The following is a 14,538-nucleotide window of genomic DNA, read 5'->3' on the forward strand; positions in this document are numbered from 1 at the left end:
GTAAAATCCGCTGTTCGAAAGCGGGCGCGAGTCGGAGCGCTGCGCGGGTGATCAGGGAAGCGGCAGCGCGATGACGGTGACAGAGGACGGCTCGGCGTCCATGGACATGCCCACGGACGCCTCCGTGGACGAGCTGGTCCACGGGCCCGGTATCGACCCCGAGCGGCTGGCCGTCTGCCTGAGCGTGCTGCAGGAGCTGGACCGGATCGACGTCGACCACCCCGACGCGATCGCGGTGCGCCGGGCCACCTCGCACATCTACCGGACGGTGAAGCAGCGCCGCCGCCAGGAGCGCCGGGCCGCCAAGACCGCGCACGACCGCGCCGTGACGGAGGCCACCGCCACCGGCTCCGCCGAGCGCATCGACGACGAGACCGAGGGCATCCTGCCCTCCTCGAAGGTCGAGACCGGCAAGATCGCGGGGATACTCCAGCGTCCGCGCTCCTGCTACACCTGCAAGACGCGGTACGTCGAAGTCGACTACTTCTACCACCAGCTCTGTCCGGACTGCGCCGCCGTCAACCGCGCCAAACGGGACGCGCGCGCCGACCTCACCGGCAAGCGCGCCCTGCTCACCGGCGGCCGGGCCAAGATCGGCATGTACATCGCGCTGCGCCTGCTGCGCGACGGCGCGCACACGACGATCACGACGCGGTTCCCCAAGGACGCCATCCGCCGCTTCAAGGCGATGGAGGACTCGGCGGACTGGATGCACCGCCTGGAGGTCGTCGGCATCGACCTGCGCGACCCGGCCCAGGCCGTCGCGCTGGCCGACCAGGTCGCCGAGGCGGGCCCGCTGGACATCCTGATCAACAACGCCACGCAGACCGTGCGCCGCCTGCCCTCGGCCTACGCCGCCCTGGTCGAGGGCGAGAGCGCCCCGCTGCCCGCCGGGGAGCTGCCCGCCCACCACGTGATCGGCGCCTTCAACTCCGGCGCGGTCGACGGCCTGGCCGCGCTGCCCCTCGGCACCAGCGGCCTCGACGCCCAGAAGGTCGCCGACCTCGCCCTGGTCGCGGGCAACGCCAGCGTCGCCCGGCACCTCGACGGCACCGCCATCGACGCGGGCGGCCTGCTGCCCGACGTCGTCGACAGCAACACCTGGGTGCAGACGATCGACCAGATCTCCCCGGTGGAGCTGCTCGAAACCCAGCTGTGCAACTACACCGCGCCGTTCATCCTCATCAGCAAGCTCCGCCCGGCGATGGCCGACGCCGCGCGGAAGGCGGCCAGCGGACGGGCGTACGTCGTCAACGTCTCCGCCATGGAAGGGGTCTTCAGCCGCGGGTACAAGGGCGCGGGCCACCCCAACACCAACGCCGCCAAGGCCGCGATGAACATGGTGACGCGCACCAGCGCCCAGGAGATGTTCCAGGCCGACGCCATCCTCATGACCTCGGTCGACACCGGCTGGATCACCGACGAGCGCCCCCACTACGACAAGCTGCGCCTCGCCGAGGCCGGCTTCCACGCACCGCTCGACCTGGTCGACGGCGCCGCCCGCGTCTACGACCCGATCGTGCGCGGCGAGGAGGGCGAGGACCTGTACGGCGTCTTCCTGAAGGACTACGCGCCCGGCAAGTGGTGAGCCGTCGCCGCGTCAGCGGGTGGAGGGGCGTTCGCCCCTGTAGGCCACATGGGTGATTCGACGGGTCGTCCGAGTGAGCACCTTGTTACAAAAAGCCCCATCCTAGGGGGTATTGGGCGGCGGGAAGGTGCGTATCGGTTACCGCTTGTTTGCATTCCCTATCGAGCGGATGCCCGCTCATCTGGTTAACCTGGAGGGGACGGACAGCAGTACGGGGTCCCACCCACACCCACCGTCCGTCCTGGGGTGAGCCGGTCGACAACGGCCTGCTCCGACAGAGACACCGGCGCCACCGCGTCCGACTGGCCTTCCCACCAGACCCGAGCGGGCGTCGAGCTCCGGAGCGCAGACGGTCCGGTACGCCCCGAGGGTGACCCGACACATAAGGAGTGCGCGGTGACACCGGAGAAGACGAATCGCGAACAGCGCCCCGAGGAACGCACGGAGCGCGTGGGCCGGCGGCCCGGAGAGCTCGGCAGTCTCGACGTGTGGGCCCGGTCCGCCCCGATCCGTCTCGCGGGATACGAGGACGACCTCGCCGAGCCGCACATCCTGCCGAGCGTGGACTGACCTCCGGGACGGCCCGCCGCGATCGCCGCACGCAGCTCGGCGGCAGGGACCTTCACACCGCGCCCCACGTGGTCCCCGGGGACCGGCGCCTCAGCCGGTCACGGGGGCCGTCCGCTGCCACGGGCTCAGCTCCTGCAGCTCCTCCGCCAGGTCCAGCAGTACGGCCTCGGTGCCCGGCCGGCCCACGAGCTGTACGGCGCAGGGGGCGCCCGAGGGCAGGGCGCCGGCCGGGACGGACATCGCGGGCCAGCCGGTCAGGTTCCACGGCGGGGTGAACGGCGAATAGGCGGTGTTTGCCAGCACGTTGGGCAGCCAGCCGCGTTCGTGCCACGCGCCGGCCCGCGGGGAGCGGCGGGCCAGCGCCGGGGTGAGCAGCACGTCGTGCTCGGTGAAGAACGGCGTCAGCCGGGCGCGCAGCCGTTCGCGGGCCTCACCGGTGCGGACCCCCCGGACGAACGGGCGGCCCACGGCCGCGTGCACCCGGGTCCGGCGGGCCAGCCGCGCCCGGTCCAGGCCCTCGGCGTCCACCGCCGTGCCCGCCGTCCAGTGCCGGAGCGCGGTCACGCCCAGCGAGAGCGGGTACGGCGGCTCGGTCCGCCGCACCTGGTGCCCGGCCCGGGCCAGCACCCCGGCCGTCTGCCGGACCGCGGTCGTATACGGCCGGCTCACGCTCACCCCGGCCAGCGGGCTGCGCACCGCGGCGGCGATCCTGAGGCGGGGCCGCTCCTCCCGGCGCCCGAACCCACCGTCCGCGAGGACCGCCAGCATCAGCCGCAGATCCGCGACCGTCGTGGCCAGCGGGCCGTTCTCGGACATCCCGAACCAGTCGCCGTTGCCGATCCCGGCCGGCACCACCCCGTGCCCCGGCTTCAGCGTGACCAGCCCGCAGTTCGCGGCCGGGATGCGCAGCGAGCCCATGCCGTCGTTGCCGAGCGCCAGCGGCACCAGCCCCGCCGCGACCGCCGCCGCGCTGCCACCGGAGGAGCCGCCGGCCGTGCGGGAGGGGTCCCACGGATTGCGGGCGATGCCGTACGGGCCCTCCGTGGTGCCGAAGACGCACAGCTCGGGCACGTTCGTCAGGCCGACGACCACCGCACCGGCCGCCCGCAGCCGGGCCACGGTCACGTGGTCCGCGGCGGCCGGGGTCTCCGGGGTGGCGGCGGAGCCGTTGCGGGCGGCCTCGCCGCGCACCGCCAGGTTGTCCTTGACCGCCAACGGCACTCCGGCCAGCGGAAGTCCGGCCAGGTCGGCACGGGAGGCCACCTCGTCGGCCTCGGCGAGCGCGGCCTCCGTCCGGACCTTCCGGAACGCACCGATCCGGCCGTCGAGCCGCTCGATCCGCGCGAGATGCGCGGCCACCACCTCCCGGGGCGTGACCCGCTTCTCACGGACGGCGGCGGCGATCTCGACGGCACTCCGGCCGACCCAGCTGCTCACGGGCACTCCTCGTTACTCATCGGTACGAACGACGGGTAGGAGAACTCTGCCCGGCGGGGAGGGAGTACGTCGAGAGGCCGCGCCCGGCGGGCCCGGACCGACGGCCGGTCAGGACACCTCGCCGTCCGTCGCGCGGACCGCACCCGTGCTGCCCCGTCCCGTCAGCCGTGGCACCGGGACCCCCACCGCCCGGGCCGGGGCGCCGTCGAGCAGGGACAGCAGCTCGCGGGCGGCCGTGCGGCCGAACTCGGCGCTGTCGCGGGAGAGGGCGGACAGCCGCGGGGTGACCATGCGGCACAGTGCCGAGTCCTCCCAGGAGACGACGGAGACGTCCTCCGGTACACGGCAGCCGAGTTCGGCCGCCGCCGAGGCCCCGGCGACCGCCATCACGTCGTTGTCGTAGATCAACGCGGTGGGCGGGACAGGGGAGTTCAGGACCCGGCGGGTCACGGCCGCGCCCTCCGTGTCGGAGTAGTCCGTGGTCACCGAGCGGACCTCGGTCAGCCCACGCCGCTCCGCCTCCGCGCGCAGGGTGGCGGTCCGGCGCCGGGTGTGGGCCAGGTCGGGCAGGCCGGCGATGTGCACGATCCGCCGGTGGCCGAGGGCGGTCAGCTCGTCCACGACCGAGGCCATCGCGCCCGCGTCGTCCGCCCACACGGTGGACAGGCCGGGGTGGCGTTCGTCCGGCGCGCCGCCGATCACCACCGCGGGCAGGCCGAGTTCGTCCAGCAGGTCGGGACGCGGGTCGTCGGCGCGCGGGTCGGCCACCAGGACGCCGTCCACCCGGTGCTCCGCCCACCAGCGCCGGTACACCGCGCACTCGTCGGCCACGTCCCGCGCCACCTGGAACAGCAGGCCCAGGTGCCGCTCGGCCAGGACCTCCTGGATGCCGGAGACGAGCTGGAGGAAGAACGAGTCCACGCCCAGCGTGTGGGCGGGGCGCGCCAGGACGAAGCCGACCGTCGCCGCGCCCTCCCCGGACAGGGCGCGGGCGGCCGTGCTGGGGCGCCAGCCGAGCTGTTCGGCGACCCGGCGGACCCGGGCGCGGGTGGCCTCGGAGACGCCGGGGCGGCCGTTGAGCGCGAAGGACACGGCGCTCTCGGAGACTCCGGCGCGCCGGGCGATGTCCTTCATCGTGGGCCGGCGGGCGGGGGACCGTCTGGTCGGCACGTTTCTCCCCCTTCGGAGGGTACTTGCTAATGCGCTTGAGTGGGCGGATGTGTCAAGACCCTAAAGCGCATTAGTGATACGCGGCAAGTGTGGCATCAAAAGTCTTCCGACCTGCACTAATGAAGGACCGATTTCTTTAGCTCGGCGAATCCATTGACTTTCTCGGAAGGCCCCGGGCATGGTCTCTGGCGCCACCCAACAACCCGACACAGCAAGGGAGTCGTGTCCCCGTGTCCATGTCCCGCAGAGCCCTCGCCGCCGCTGCCGTCGCCCTCGTCCTGCCGCTGAGCGCCTGCGGCTCGGGGGGTGACGACGGCGGTGGAACCGACGCCTCCGGCAAGGTGGAGGGCGACATCACCTTCCAGACCTGGAACCTGCGCGCCAATTTCAAGCCGTACTTCGAGGGCCTGATCGCCGACTTCGAGAACGCGTACCCGGGCACCCATGTGACATGGGTGGACCAGCCCGCAGAGGGCTACCCGGACAAACTCAGCGCCGAGGCGGCCGGCGGCACCCTGCCCGACGTCGTCAACGTCTCCCCGGACCTGGTCGCCCCGCTCGCCCGGGCCGGCCTCGCCCTCGACCTCGACAAGGCCGCCGGCACCTACAAGTCCGAGTACCTGCCCGGTGCGTGGGCCAGCCATCGGATACCGGGCATGAAGGGCACGTACGCCTTCCCCTGGTACCTCAACACCGGCCCGCTCTTCTACAACAAGGCGCTGTTCCGGCAGGCCGGCCTCGACCCCGAGCAGCCGCCGAAGACGTACGACGAACTCTTCGCCGACGCCCTGCGGATGGCCGGCAGGAGCGACGGCAAGGTCGCCACCCTCGCCAACGTGCCCACCATCGAGGACTTCGGCCGCTACGGCGTCCCGCTGATGAACGAACAGGGCACCGGCTTCGCCTTCAACGACCCCAAGGGCGTCGAACTGCTCACCCGGTACAAGCAGTTGTACGACGCCAAGGCCCTCGACCCGCAGGCGCTGACCGCCACCGGGGAGTCCGCCGGCAAGAAGTTCCTCACCGGCGCCGTCGCGATGAACCCCGGCAGCGCCCTGGACCTCGGCAACTTCAAGAAGAACGCGCCGAGCCTGTACCGGAACATCGGCATCACCGACCAGATCACCAGCACCGGGCACGTCAACATGTACGTGATGGGCGTGATGGTCAACTCCCGCACCCGGCACACCCCGGCCGCGGTCGCCTTCGCGCACTTCGTCACCGATGCGCGGCACCAGATGTCCTTCGCCAAGAAGGTCGCCATCTTCCCGAGCACCGCCGGCTCCCTCGACGACCCGTACTTCACCAAGGAGGACGGCACCGACGAGACCCGGGTACGGATCGCCGCGGCCAAGTCCCTGAAGAACGCGGTCAACTACACCCCCGTGCTGTTCAGCGAACAGATGAAGACCGCGCTGCGCAACGAGGTCGCCAAGGCGCTCCAGGGCAAGGAGAGCCCCGAGGAAGCCCTCGACAACGCTGTCAGCGCCGCCGACCGGCTGCTCCGGCAGGGCTGACCCGCCATGGCCGCCCCCCTCCGCATCAGACGCCAGCTGCCGTTCAGCCCCTGGCTGTTCGCCGCGCCCGGACTGCTGGTCACCGGCGCCTTCGTGCTCTACCCGTTCGCCTCCACACTGGCGAACTCCTTCACCGACCGCCGCACCCTCGTCCCCGGCCACTTCGTGGGCCTGGCCAACTTCCGCGAACTGCTCCACGACGACATGTTCTGGACCGGCCTGCGCAACAGCACCCTGTACATCGCCGGTGTCGTCCCCGCCCTCGTCGTCCTGCCGCTGCTGCTCGCGCTGCTGGTGCAGCGGAACATCCCCGGCATCACCTTCTTCCGCTCCGCCTTCTACACCCCGGTCGTCGCCTCGATCGTCGTGGTCGGGCTGATCTGGGTGTGGCTCCTGGACGAGCGCGGCCTGGTCAACTCCCTGCTGGAGGCCGTGGGGATCGACCGGATCGGGTTCCTGAGCGACCAGTGGCTGCTCCTGCTGAGCGCCATGGCGGTCACGGTGTGGAAGGGCCTCGGCTACTACATGATCATCTATCTGGCCGCGCTGGCGAACGTGCCCCGCGAACTGCACGAGGCCGCCGCCGTGGACGGCGCCGGACCGGTGCGCCGCTTCCTCTCCGTCACCGTGCCCGCCGTGCGCTCCACCATGGTGCTGGTCGCCGCGCTGTCGTCCGTCGGCGCGTTCAAGGTGTTCTCCGAGGTCTACCTGATGGCCGGCCCGAACGGCGGCCCGGCCGGCGAGGACACCACCCTCGTCATGCTCGTCCAGCGCACCGGCACCGGCCTCACCGGCCGGGTCGGCTACGCCTCCGCCCTCTCCGTCGTCGTCTTCGCCGTCACCGTCGTCCTGATGCTGCTCGTGCTGCGCGCCGACCGCAAGGAGGAGCGTTGAGCGTCCCGGAGAAGGTACGGCCCGAGCGGCCGGCCACCGCGGCCCGGGAGCCGCGCGTCACCGACGGGCACGGCCGCCGGATCCGGGCCGGCGAGCTGACCTGGCGCTACCTGCTGCTCCTCGCCGTACTCGCCTTGACCGTCGGCCCGTTCCTGTGGCAGCTGTCCACCTCCCTCAAGGGCCCCACCGAGGACATCTACAGCTCGCCGCCCCGGTTCCTGCCCGGCCACCCCACCCTGCACAACTACGCCCGGGTCGCCGACACCATCCCGGTCTGGGACTACGCCCTGAACTCCCTGAAGGTCGCCACCGCCAGCGTCGTGACCAACTGCGTCGGCTCCGCACTCGCCGGGTACGCCCTGGCCCGGCTGCGCTACCGCGGCCGGCGCGTGACCACGCTCGTCTTCGTGCTGGCGATGCTCGTACCCGTCGAGGGCATCGTCATCGCCCAGTTCACCACCATGCGCGAACTCGGGCTGAACAACACGCTGATCGGGGTCGTGCTGCCCGGTGCCGTCGGCGCGATGAACGTGCTGCTGATGCGGGGCGCCTTCCGCAACCTGCCCTACGAGATCGAGGAGGCGGCCTACGTCGACGGCGCCAACGTCTGGCAGCGGTTCTGGCGCGTCGCCCTGCCCTCGGTCAGGGGCACCGTGGCCGTCGTCGCGATCTTCGCCTTCATGGGCGCCTGGGACGACTTCCTGTGGCCGCTGATCGTGCTGAGCGACCCGTCCAGGTTCACCCTGACCATCGGCCTCAACTATCTGCACGGCACCTTCGCCAACGACGAACGCCTCGTCGCCGCCGGGTCCGTGATCGCCGTGGCACCGCTCATCGCCCTCTTCGCCTGCCTCCAGCGGTACTTCTTCCGCGGGGTCGGCGAGGGCGCGGTCAAGGGCTGAACCTCCCCCGAGTGCAAGGACACCGCATGCCTGCTGCCGTGCGCTTCGGCGTCAACTACACGCCCAGCGAAGGGTGGTTCCACCACTGGCTGGACTTCGACCTCGACGCCGTACGCGCCGACCTCGACGCGATCGCCGCCCTCGGCCTCGACCACGTCCGCGTCTTCCCGCTGTGGCCGTACTTCCAGCCCAACCGCACCCTGATCCGCCCGCGCGCCGTCGACCAGCTCGTGGCCCTCGCCGACGCCGCCGCCGAACGCGGCCTCGACGTCAACGTCGACGGACTGCAGGGGCACCTGAGCAGCTTCGACTTCCTGCCCGCCTGGACCCGCACCTGGCACCGCCGCAACCTCTTCACCGACCCGGACGTGACCGACGGCCAGGCCGCCTACCTGCGCACCCTCGCCGCCGCCCTCGCCGACCGGCCCAACTTCCTCGGCATGACCGTCGGCAACGAGGTCAACCAGTTCGCCGCCGGCCCCCACCCCGACCCCGACCGGATCACCGCCGAGCAGGCCGAACACTGGCTCACCCGGATGCTCGCCGCCTGCGCCGAGGGCGCCCCCGGCCGGCTCCACCTGCACGCCTCCTACGACGCCGCCTGGTACCAGGACGACCAGCCCTTCACCCCCGGCCACTCCGCCCGGCTCGGCGACCTCACCGCCGTACACTCCTGGGTCTTCAACGGCACCGCCCAGCGGCACGGCCGTACCTCGGTGCCCGCCGAGCACCACGCCGCCTACCTGGTCGAGCTGAGCAAGGCCTGGGCGGACGAACCCCACCGGCCGGTGTGGCTCCAGGAGGTCGGCGCGCCCGCGCCCCTGGTGCCCGCCGAGCACGCCGCCGCCTTCGCCGAGGCGACCCTCGCCCACGTCCTGGACTGCCCGGACCTGTGGGGCGTCACCTGGTGGTGCTCCCACGACGTCCCGCGCACCCTCGCCGACTTCCCCGAACTCGAGTACTCCCTCGGCCTGTTGACCAACGGCCGGCGGGCCAAGGACATCGCCCGGGTGCTCGCCGGAGCGGCCCGCCGGACCCATCGCGCCCCGGCGGTGCGCGGCACGGCCCTGGTCGTACCCGCCGAGCCCGCCCGGCGCTCCCGCTGCGCGCCCGGCGGCGACGTCTTCGACGCCTTCTTCCGGCTCGTCGCCGACGGCGCCCGCCCCACCACCGTCCTCGACACACGCGCCGACGACACGGACCACCTCGCCGCGCGCGGCATCACCGACGTCGTCACTCCCGGCCAGGTACTCCCCACGCCCCACGGAGGCACCCGCTCGTGAACCCCACCAGACGCACCCTCCTCGTCGCCGCCGGCGCCGCCGCCCTGACCCCCGCACCGCCCGCGGCGGCCGCCCCGCGCGCCGCCGCCGCGACCCCGCCGTACGCCGCGTACTGGTACCCGGACTCGCTGCCCGCCGGCAGCCCCGGCCCCGGCGTCACCTGGCGCAGCCTGAAGAGCTGGCGCGCGGCGGACGACCCCGACCTCGCCTTCAACGCCGCGACCGTGCCGCTCGCCCCCCGCTTCACGCCGACCCCGGCGAACCCCACCGCCCGCTCCGGCCGGGCCCGCGTCCAGGCGCTCGTCTCCTTCGGGCCGACCTCGGGCAACCCCTCCCAGGGCTCGGCCACCGCCGACCACTACGCCCTGACCCACTGGGCGTACCTCGACGAGCTGGTGTTCTGGGGCGGCTCGGCCGGCGAAGGGCTGGTCCTCGCGCCGAACGCGCCCGTTGTGGACGCGGCCCACCGGCACGGCGTCCCCGTCCTCGGGAACGTCTTCCTGCCGCCGGTGGCCTACGGCGGACAGCTGCAGTGGACCCGGGACCTGGTGCAGAAGGACGCCGCCGGGCACTACCCGCTCGCCGCGCAACTCGTCGCCGTCGCGGCGGCGTACGGCTTCGACGGCTGGTTCGTGAACGCCGAGACCGGGGGCGGGAACACCGCGCTGGGCACGGCCGTGCTGGGCTTCGTCCAGGAGCTGAAGACCCTCGCGGCGGCCCGGGGGCAGCGCGTGACCTGGTACGACGCGATGACCGTGAACGGCACGGTCGGCTGGCAGGGCGCCCTGGACAGCCAGAACCAGGCGTTCTTCCAGGCCGCCGACGACATGTTCGTGGACTTCCGGTGGAGCGCGGCCACACTGGCCTCCTCCGGCACCAAGGCGGACCGGCTGGGGCGCAGCCGCTACCAGCTGTGGGCCGGCGTCGACGTCGAGTCGAACGGGTCCGGCACCCGTGTCGACTGGGACGCGATCGTGCCGGCCGGCACGCCGCACGTCACCTCCATCGGTTTCTACCGGCCCGAGTGGACCCGCAACCACCTGCCCGCGGACCGGCGCGCCCCCGAGGACTTCCACGCGGCCGACGACCGGTTCTGGACCGGGCGGTCGCTGGACCCGGCGCGGCCGGACGCGAGTGATCCCTGGCGGGCGCCGGCGGTGTCCGTGGCCGACCGGTCGACGGTGACCTCGGTGCCGTTCGCGTCCGTGTTCAACACCGGGCACGGACTGCGCTGGTACGAGGAGGGGGCCGTCGCCTCGGCGGCGCCGTGGAACCACCTGGGGCTCCAGGACCGGCTGCCGTCGCGTCGGTGGGTGGTGCGGACGGCGGGGGAGCGGCCGGCGGTCGCCTTCGATTTCGCCGACGCCTGGCGGGGCGGGAGCAGCGTGCTGGTCGCCGGTGAACTGGATCAACCAGCGGTGGTGGACCTGTACGCGACGCGGCTGCCGATCGGTGTGAACACGGTTGTCGACCTGACCTTCCGGAGCGAGGCTGGGGATGTGAATGTCGAGCTGGCGGTGGCGACGGCGGAACCGGGGAAGCAGGGGGCGGCACCGCCGTACACCTATCGTGCTGTGAACCCGGTCAACCGGAAGATCCGGGTGCGGTCGGTCAACGGCTGGCAGATCGTGACCGTCCCGCTCACCGGCCTGTCCGGCACCGTCCACGCCCTCGGCGTCCGCCTCACCGCGGCGGAGGGCCCGGTCCGCTGGCGGCTGGGCGGCCTCGCAGTCCGCCCCGACGGCACCCCGCCGCCGCCCGCCGCCCCCACCGGTGCCCGCGTCACCGCGGCGAACGGCGGCGACCTCCGGCTCGCCTGGAACGCCGCCCCCGGCACCGTCCGCCACTACACCCTCCACCGCCTCCTCCCCGACGGCACCCGCCGCTTCCTCGGCGCCACCGGCCAGCGCGCCTGGTTCACCGCCGGCCAGTGGCCCGAACAGGGCGAGACCGCCGCACGGTTCGAAGTACGCGCGGTGGGGGAGCTCTACAACGCCTCGGCACCCGTCACCGTCACCCACCCCTGGTAAACACCGGAACCCGCAGGGAGCACCCCGCATGCATGACGACCGCACGCTGGTGGAAGCCCGTCTCAGGCGCGTCCTCGACGAACGTATCCGCCCGGCCGTGTACCCCGAGTCCGTGCCGCTCCGGGTCGCGGTGTGGCACGCGCCCGGCGAGCCGGTGCCGGTCGCGGAGGGGCTCGCCGCCGAACCGGGGCCGATCGAGGTGGGCACCCGGTGGGGCGCCCCGTGGGGCACCAGCTGGTTCCGGGTGACCGGGACGGTGCCCGAGGCGTGGGCCGGCCGGACCGTCGAGGCGCTGCTGGACCTGGGCTTCGACGAGAACATGCCCGGCTTCCAGTGCGAGGGCCTGGTCTACCGGCCCGACGGCACCCCGGTGAAGGGGCTCAACCCACGCAACCAGTGGGTGCGGATCGGCGCGCCCGTCGCGGGCGGCGAGGAGGTGCGCCTGCACATCGAGGCCGCCTCCAACCCGGTCGTCCTCGACTACCACCCCTTCCGGCCCACCCCGCTGGGCGACAAGGAGACCGCCGGCAGCGAACCGCAGTACACGCTCACCCGCATGGACCTCGCCGTGTTCGACGAGACCGTGTGGCAGCTGGTGCTCGACCTGGAGGTGCTGGGTGAGCTGATGGCCGAGCTGCCCGTGGACTCCGCGCGCCGGCACGACATCCTGCGCGCGGTCGAACGCGCCCTGGACGCCGTCGACCTCCAGGACGTGAACGGCACGGCGGAGCGGGCGCGGGCCCGGCTGACCGGCGTGCTGTCCGCCCCGGCCGTGCCGTCCGCGCACCGGATCAGTGCCGTCGGGCACGCGCACATCGACTCGGCGTGGCTGTGGCCGCTGCGCGAGACGGTGCGCAAGGTGGCCCGTACGACGTCCAACATGACCGCGCTCATCGAGGACGAGCCGGAGTTCGTGTTCGCCATGTCCCAGGCGCAGCAGTGGGCCTGGGTGAAGGAGCACCGGCCCGAGGTGTGGGCGCGGGTGAAGAAGGCCGTGGCGGAGGGCCGGTTCGTGCCGGCTGGCGGGATGTGGGTGGAGTCGGACACCAACATGCCCGGCTCGGAGGCGATGGCCCGGCAGTTCGTGCACGGCAAGCGGTTCTTCCTCGACGAGTTCGGCATCGAGAACGAGGAGGCGTGGCTGCCGGACACCTTCGGTTTCGCCGCGGGCCTGCCGCAGATCATCAGGGCGGCCGGCTCCAAGTGGCTGCTGACGCAGAAGATCTCCTGGTCGCAGACGAACCGGTTCCCGCACCACACCTTCCACTGGGAGGGCATCGACGGCACCCGGATCTTCACCCACTTCCCGCCCGTCGACACCTACAACTGCTCGATGAAGGGCAGCGAACTCGCGCACGCCGCCCGGAACTTCAGGGACAAGGGCCGGGCCCGGCACTCCCTCGCCCCCACCGGCTGGGGCGACGGCGGCGGCGGCACCACCCGCGAGATGGTCGCCAAGGCGGCCCGGCTGCGCGACCTCGAAGGCTCACCGACCGTGGTCTGGGAGGCTCCGCGCGCCTTCTTCGAGAAGGCCGAGGCCGAGTACCCCGAACCGCCCGTGTGGGTCGGCGAGTTGTACCTGGAGCTGCACCGCGCCACCCTGACCAGCCAGGCGAAGACCAAGCAGGGCAACCGGCGCAGCGAGCACCTGCTGCGCGAGGCCGAGCTGTGGGCGGCCACGGCGGCCGTACGCACCGGATTCCCCTACCCCTATGAGGAGCTGGACCGGATCTGGAAGACGGTCCTGCTGCACCAGTTCCACGACATCCTGCCCGGCTCCTCCATCGCGTGGGTGCACCGGGAGGCACGGGCGACGTACGAGCGGATCGCCGCCGAGCTGAACGGGATCACCGGCGCGGCCCAGCGGGCCCTGGCCGGCGAGGGCGGCACCGAACTGCTCTTCAACGCGGCCCCGCACGCCGGCCACGGCGTCCCGGCGGGCGGTGCCGCCCCGCCCGTCGTGACGGGCCGCACGCGGCTCGCCCCGCGCGAGGACGGCGGGTTCACGCTGGACAACGGACTGCTGCGGATCACCGTCGACGCCCGGGGCCTGGTCGTCTCCGCCTACGACACCGCCGCCGACCGCGAGACCGTCGCGCCCGGCCGGGCCGCGGGCCTCCTCCAGCTCCACCCGGACTTCCCGAACATGTGGGACGCCTGGGACGTCGACTCCTTCTACCGCAACACCGTCACCGACCTCACCGACGCCGAGTCGGTCACGGCCGGCGAGGACGGCGCCTCGGTGCGCGTCGTCCGGGCCTTCGGCTCCTCCCGGGTCACCCAGCTGCTGACCCTGCCGCCGGGGGAGCGGCGGCTGCTCATCGACACCGAGGTCGACTGGCACGAGACGGAGAAGTTCCTGAAGCTGGCCTTCCCGCTCGACCTGCACGCCGAACGGTACGCGTCCGAGACCCAGTTCGGGCACGTCTTCCGTCCCACCCACACCAACACCTCCTGGGAGTCGGCGAAGTTCGAGGCCTGCAACCACCGCTTCGTCCATCTGGCGGAGCCCGGCTGGGGCGTGGCGGTCGTCAACGACTCGACGTACGGCCACGACGTCACCCGCACGGTCCGCACCGACGGCGACCGCGGTACGACGACCACGGTCCGGGTGTCCCTGCTGCGCGCCCCCCGCTTCCCCGACCCCGAGACCGACCAGGGCGTCCACCGCTTCCGGCACGCCCTGCTGCCCGGCGCCTCGATCGCCGACGCCGTCCGCGAGGGCTGGCGGGTCAACCTGCCTGAACGCCGCCTGACCGGAGCCCGGGAGGTCGCGCCGCTGGTCACGGTCGACGACGACGCGGTGGTGGTGACGGCGGTGAAGCTCGCCGACGACGGCAGCGGAGACGTGGTCGTCCGCTTCCACGAGGCCCACGGCGGCCGGGCCTGGGCCACCCTCACGGCCGGTTTCGAGGTCGCGGAGGTCACGGCGACGGACCTGCTGGAGCGGCCGTGGGAGGAGGGGGCGCCGCCGGTGCGGGACGGCGACCGCGTCACCGTGCGGCTGCGCCCGTTCGAACTCGTGACCCTGCGGCTGCGCAGGGCGTGAACCCGCGGTGGGCGAGGGGCCCGGCGGCCGCCCTTGCCCACCGGCCGTCCCTCCCCACCGCCCGTCGCCCATCGGCCGGGCTTTCCCCGGCCCGGGTC

Annotated in this window: 10 protein-coding genes; 8 read left to right on the forward strand and 2 right to left on the reverse strand. The window is 72.8% G+C overall.

Annotated features, from left to right (window positions below):
- The first annotated feature begins 70 nt into the window (after positions 1-70).
- Both ABZ923_RS24460 and ABZ923_RS24465 read left to right on the forward strand, forming a co-directional pair.
- On the forward strand, positions 71-1,588 hold the full coding sequence (locus ABZ923_RS24460) for an SDR family NAD(P)-dependent oxidoreductase (RefSeq protein WP_361475395.1): 1,518 nt from the start codon (positions 71-73) through the stop codon (positions 1,586-1,588).
- A 396-nt stretch (positions 1,589-1,984) separates the two neighbouring features.
- On the forward strand, positions 1,985-2,158 hold the full coding sequence (locus tag ABZ923_RS24465) for a hypothetical protein (RefSeq protein WP_361475397.1): 174 nt from the start codon (positions 1,985-1,987) through the stop codon (positions 2,156-2,158).
- A 90-nt stretch (positions 2,159-2,248) separates the two neighbouring features.
- Here the strand turns inward: ABZ923_RS24465 and ABZ923_RS24470 are convergent, their stop codons facing one another.
- Positions 2,249-3,595, reverse strand: coding sequence for an amidase (locus tag ABZ923_RS24470; RefSeq protein WP_361475399.1), 1,347 nt, complete (start codon positions 3,593-3,595; stop codon positions 2,249-2,251).
- Between the two features lie 108 nt (positions 3,596-3,703).
- Positions 3,704-4,765, reverse strand: a complete 1,062-nt coding sequence (locus tag ABZ923_RS24475) for a LacI family DNA-binding transcriptional regulator (protein ID WP_361475400.1) — start codon at positions 4,763-4,765, stop codon at positions 3,704-3,706.
- 230 nt (positions 4,766-4,995) lie between these two features.
- On the opposite strand from ABZ923_RS24475, the gene ABZ923_RS24480 reads away from it, so the two are divergent.
- The 6 genes from ABZ923_RS24480 to ABZ923_RS24505 are packed head-to-tail and all read left to right on the forward strand — an operon-like array spanning position 4,996 to position 14,440.
- A complete protein-coding gene (locus ABZ923_RS24480; RefSeq protein ID WP_361475402.1) occupies positions 4,996-6,282 on the forward strand; it encodes a sugar ABC transporter substrate-binding protein in 1,287 nt (428 codons plus the stop codon).
- Positions 6,283-6,288: 6 nt separating this feature from the next.
- Entirely contained in the window at positions 6,289-7,176 is an 888-nt protein-coding gene (locus ABZ923_RS24485; RefSeq protein WP_361475404.1) for a sugar ABC transporter permease, read from the forward strand.
- The gene (locus ABZ923_RS24490; RefSeq protein ID WP_361475406.1) at positions 7,173-8,078 is read left to right on the forward strand and encodes a carbohydrate ABC transporter permease; all 906 of its coding nucleotides are present in this window, start codon (positions 7,173-7,175) and stop codon (positions 8,076-8,078) included. Before ABZ923_RS24485 ends, ABZ923_RS24490 begins: the two co-directional genes overlap by 4 nt.
- A 26-nt stretch (positions 8,079-8,104) precedes the next feature.
- Positions 8,105-9,361: a glycosyl hydrolase gene (locus ABZ923_RS24495; RefSeq protein ID WP_361475408.1), complete on the forward strand. Its 1,257-nt coding sequence runs from the start codon at positions 8,105-8,107 to the stop codon at positions 9,359-9,361.
- Positions 9,358-11,391, forward strand: coding sequence for an endo-beta-N-acetylglucosaminidase (locus ABZ923_RS24500; protein ID WP_361475410.1), 2,034 nt, complete (start codon positions 9,358-9,360; stop codon positions 11,389-11,391). Before ABZ923_RS24495 ends, ABZ923_RS24500 begins: the two co-directional genes overlap by 4 nt.
- Positions 11,392-11,419: 28 nt before the next feature.
- Positions 11,420-14,440, forward strand: a complete 3,021-nt coding sequence (locus ABZ923_RS24505; RefSeq protein ID WP_361475412.1) for a glycoside hydrolase family 38 C-terminal domain-containing protein — start codon at positions 11,420-11,422, stop codon at positions 14,438-14,440.
- Positions 14,441-14,538: the final 98 nt, after the last annotated feature.

The organism is Streptomyces sp. NPDC046881 (assembly GCF_040645015.1).
Taxonomy (GTDB): Bacteria; Actinomycetota; Actinomycetes; order Streptomycetales; family Streptomycetaceae; genus Streptomyces.

What these genes read in the sequence shown, in the direction of transcription:
- ABZ923_RS24495 (WP_361475408.1), top strand. Translation starts at nt 8,105, where the DNA reads ATGCCTGCTGCCGTGCGCTTCGGCGTCAACTACACGCCCAGCGAAGGG.
- ABZ923_RS24460 (WP_361475395.1), top strand. Translation starts at nt 71, where the DNA reads ATGACGGTGACAGAGGACGGCTCGGCGTCCATGGACATGCCCACGGAC.
- ABZ923_RS24485 (WP_361475404.1), top strand. Translation starts at nt 6,289, where the DNA reads ATGGCCGCCCCCCTCCGCATCAGACGCCAGCTGCCGTTCAGCCCCTGG.
- ABZ923_RS24505 (WP_361475412.1), top strand. Translation starts at nt 11,420, where the DNA reads ATGCATGACGACCGCACGCTGGTGGAAGCCCGTCTCAGGCGCGTCCTC.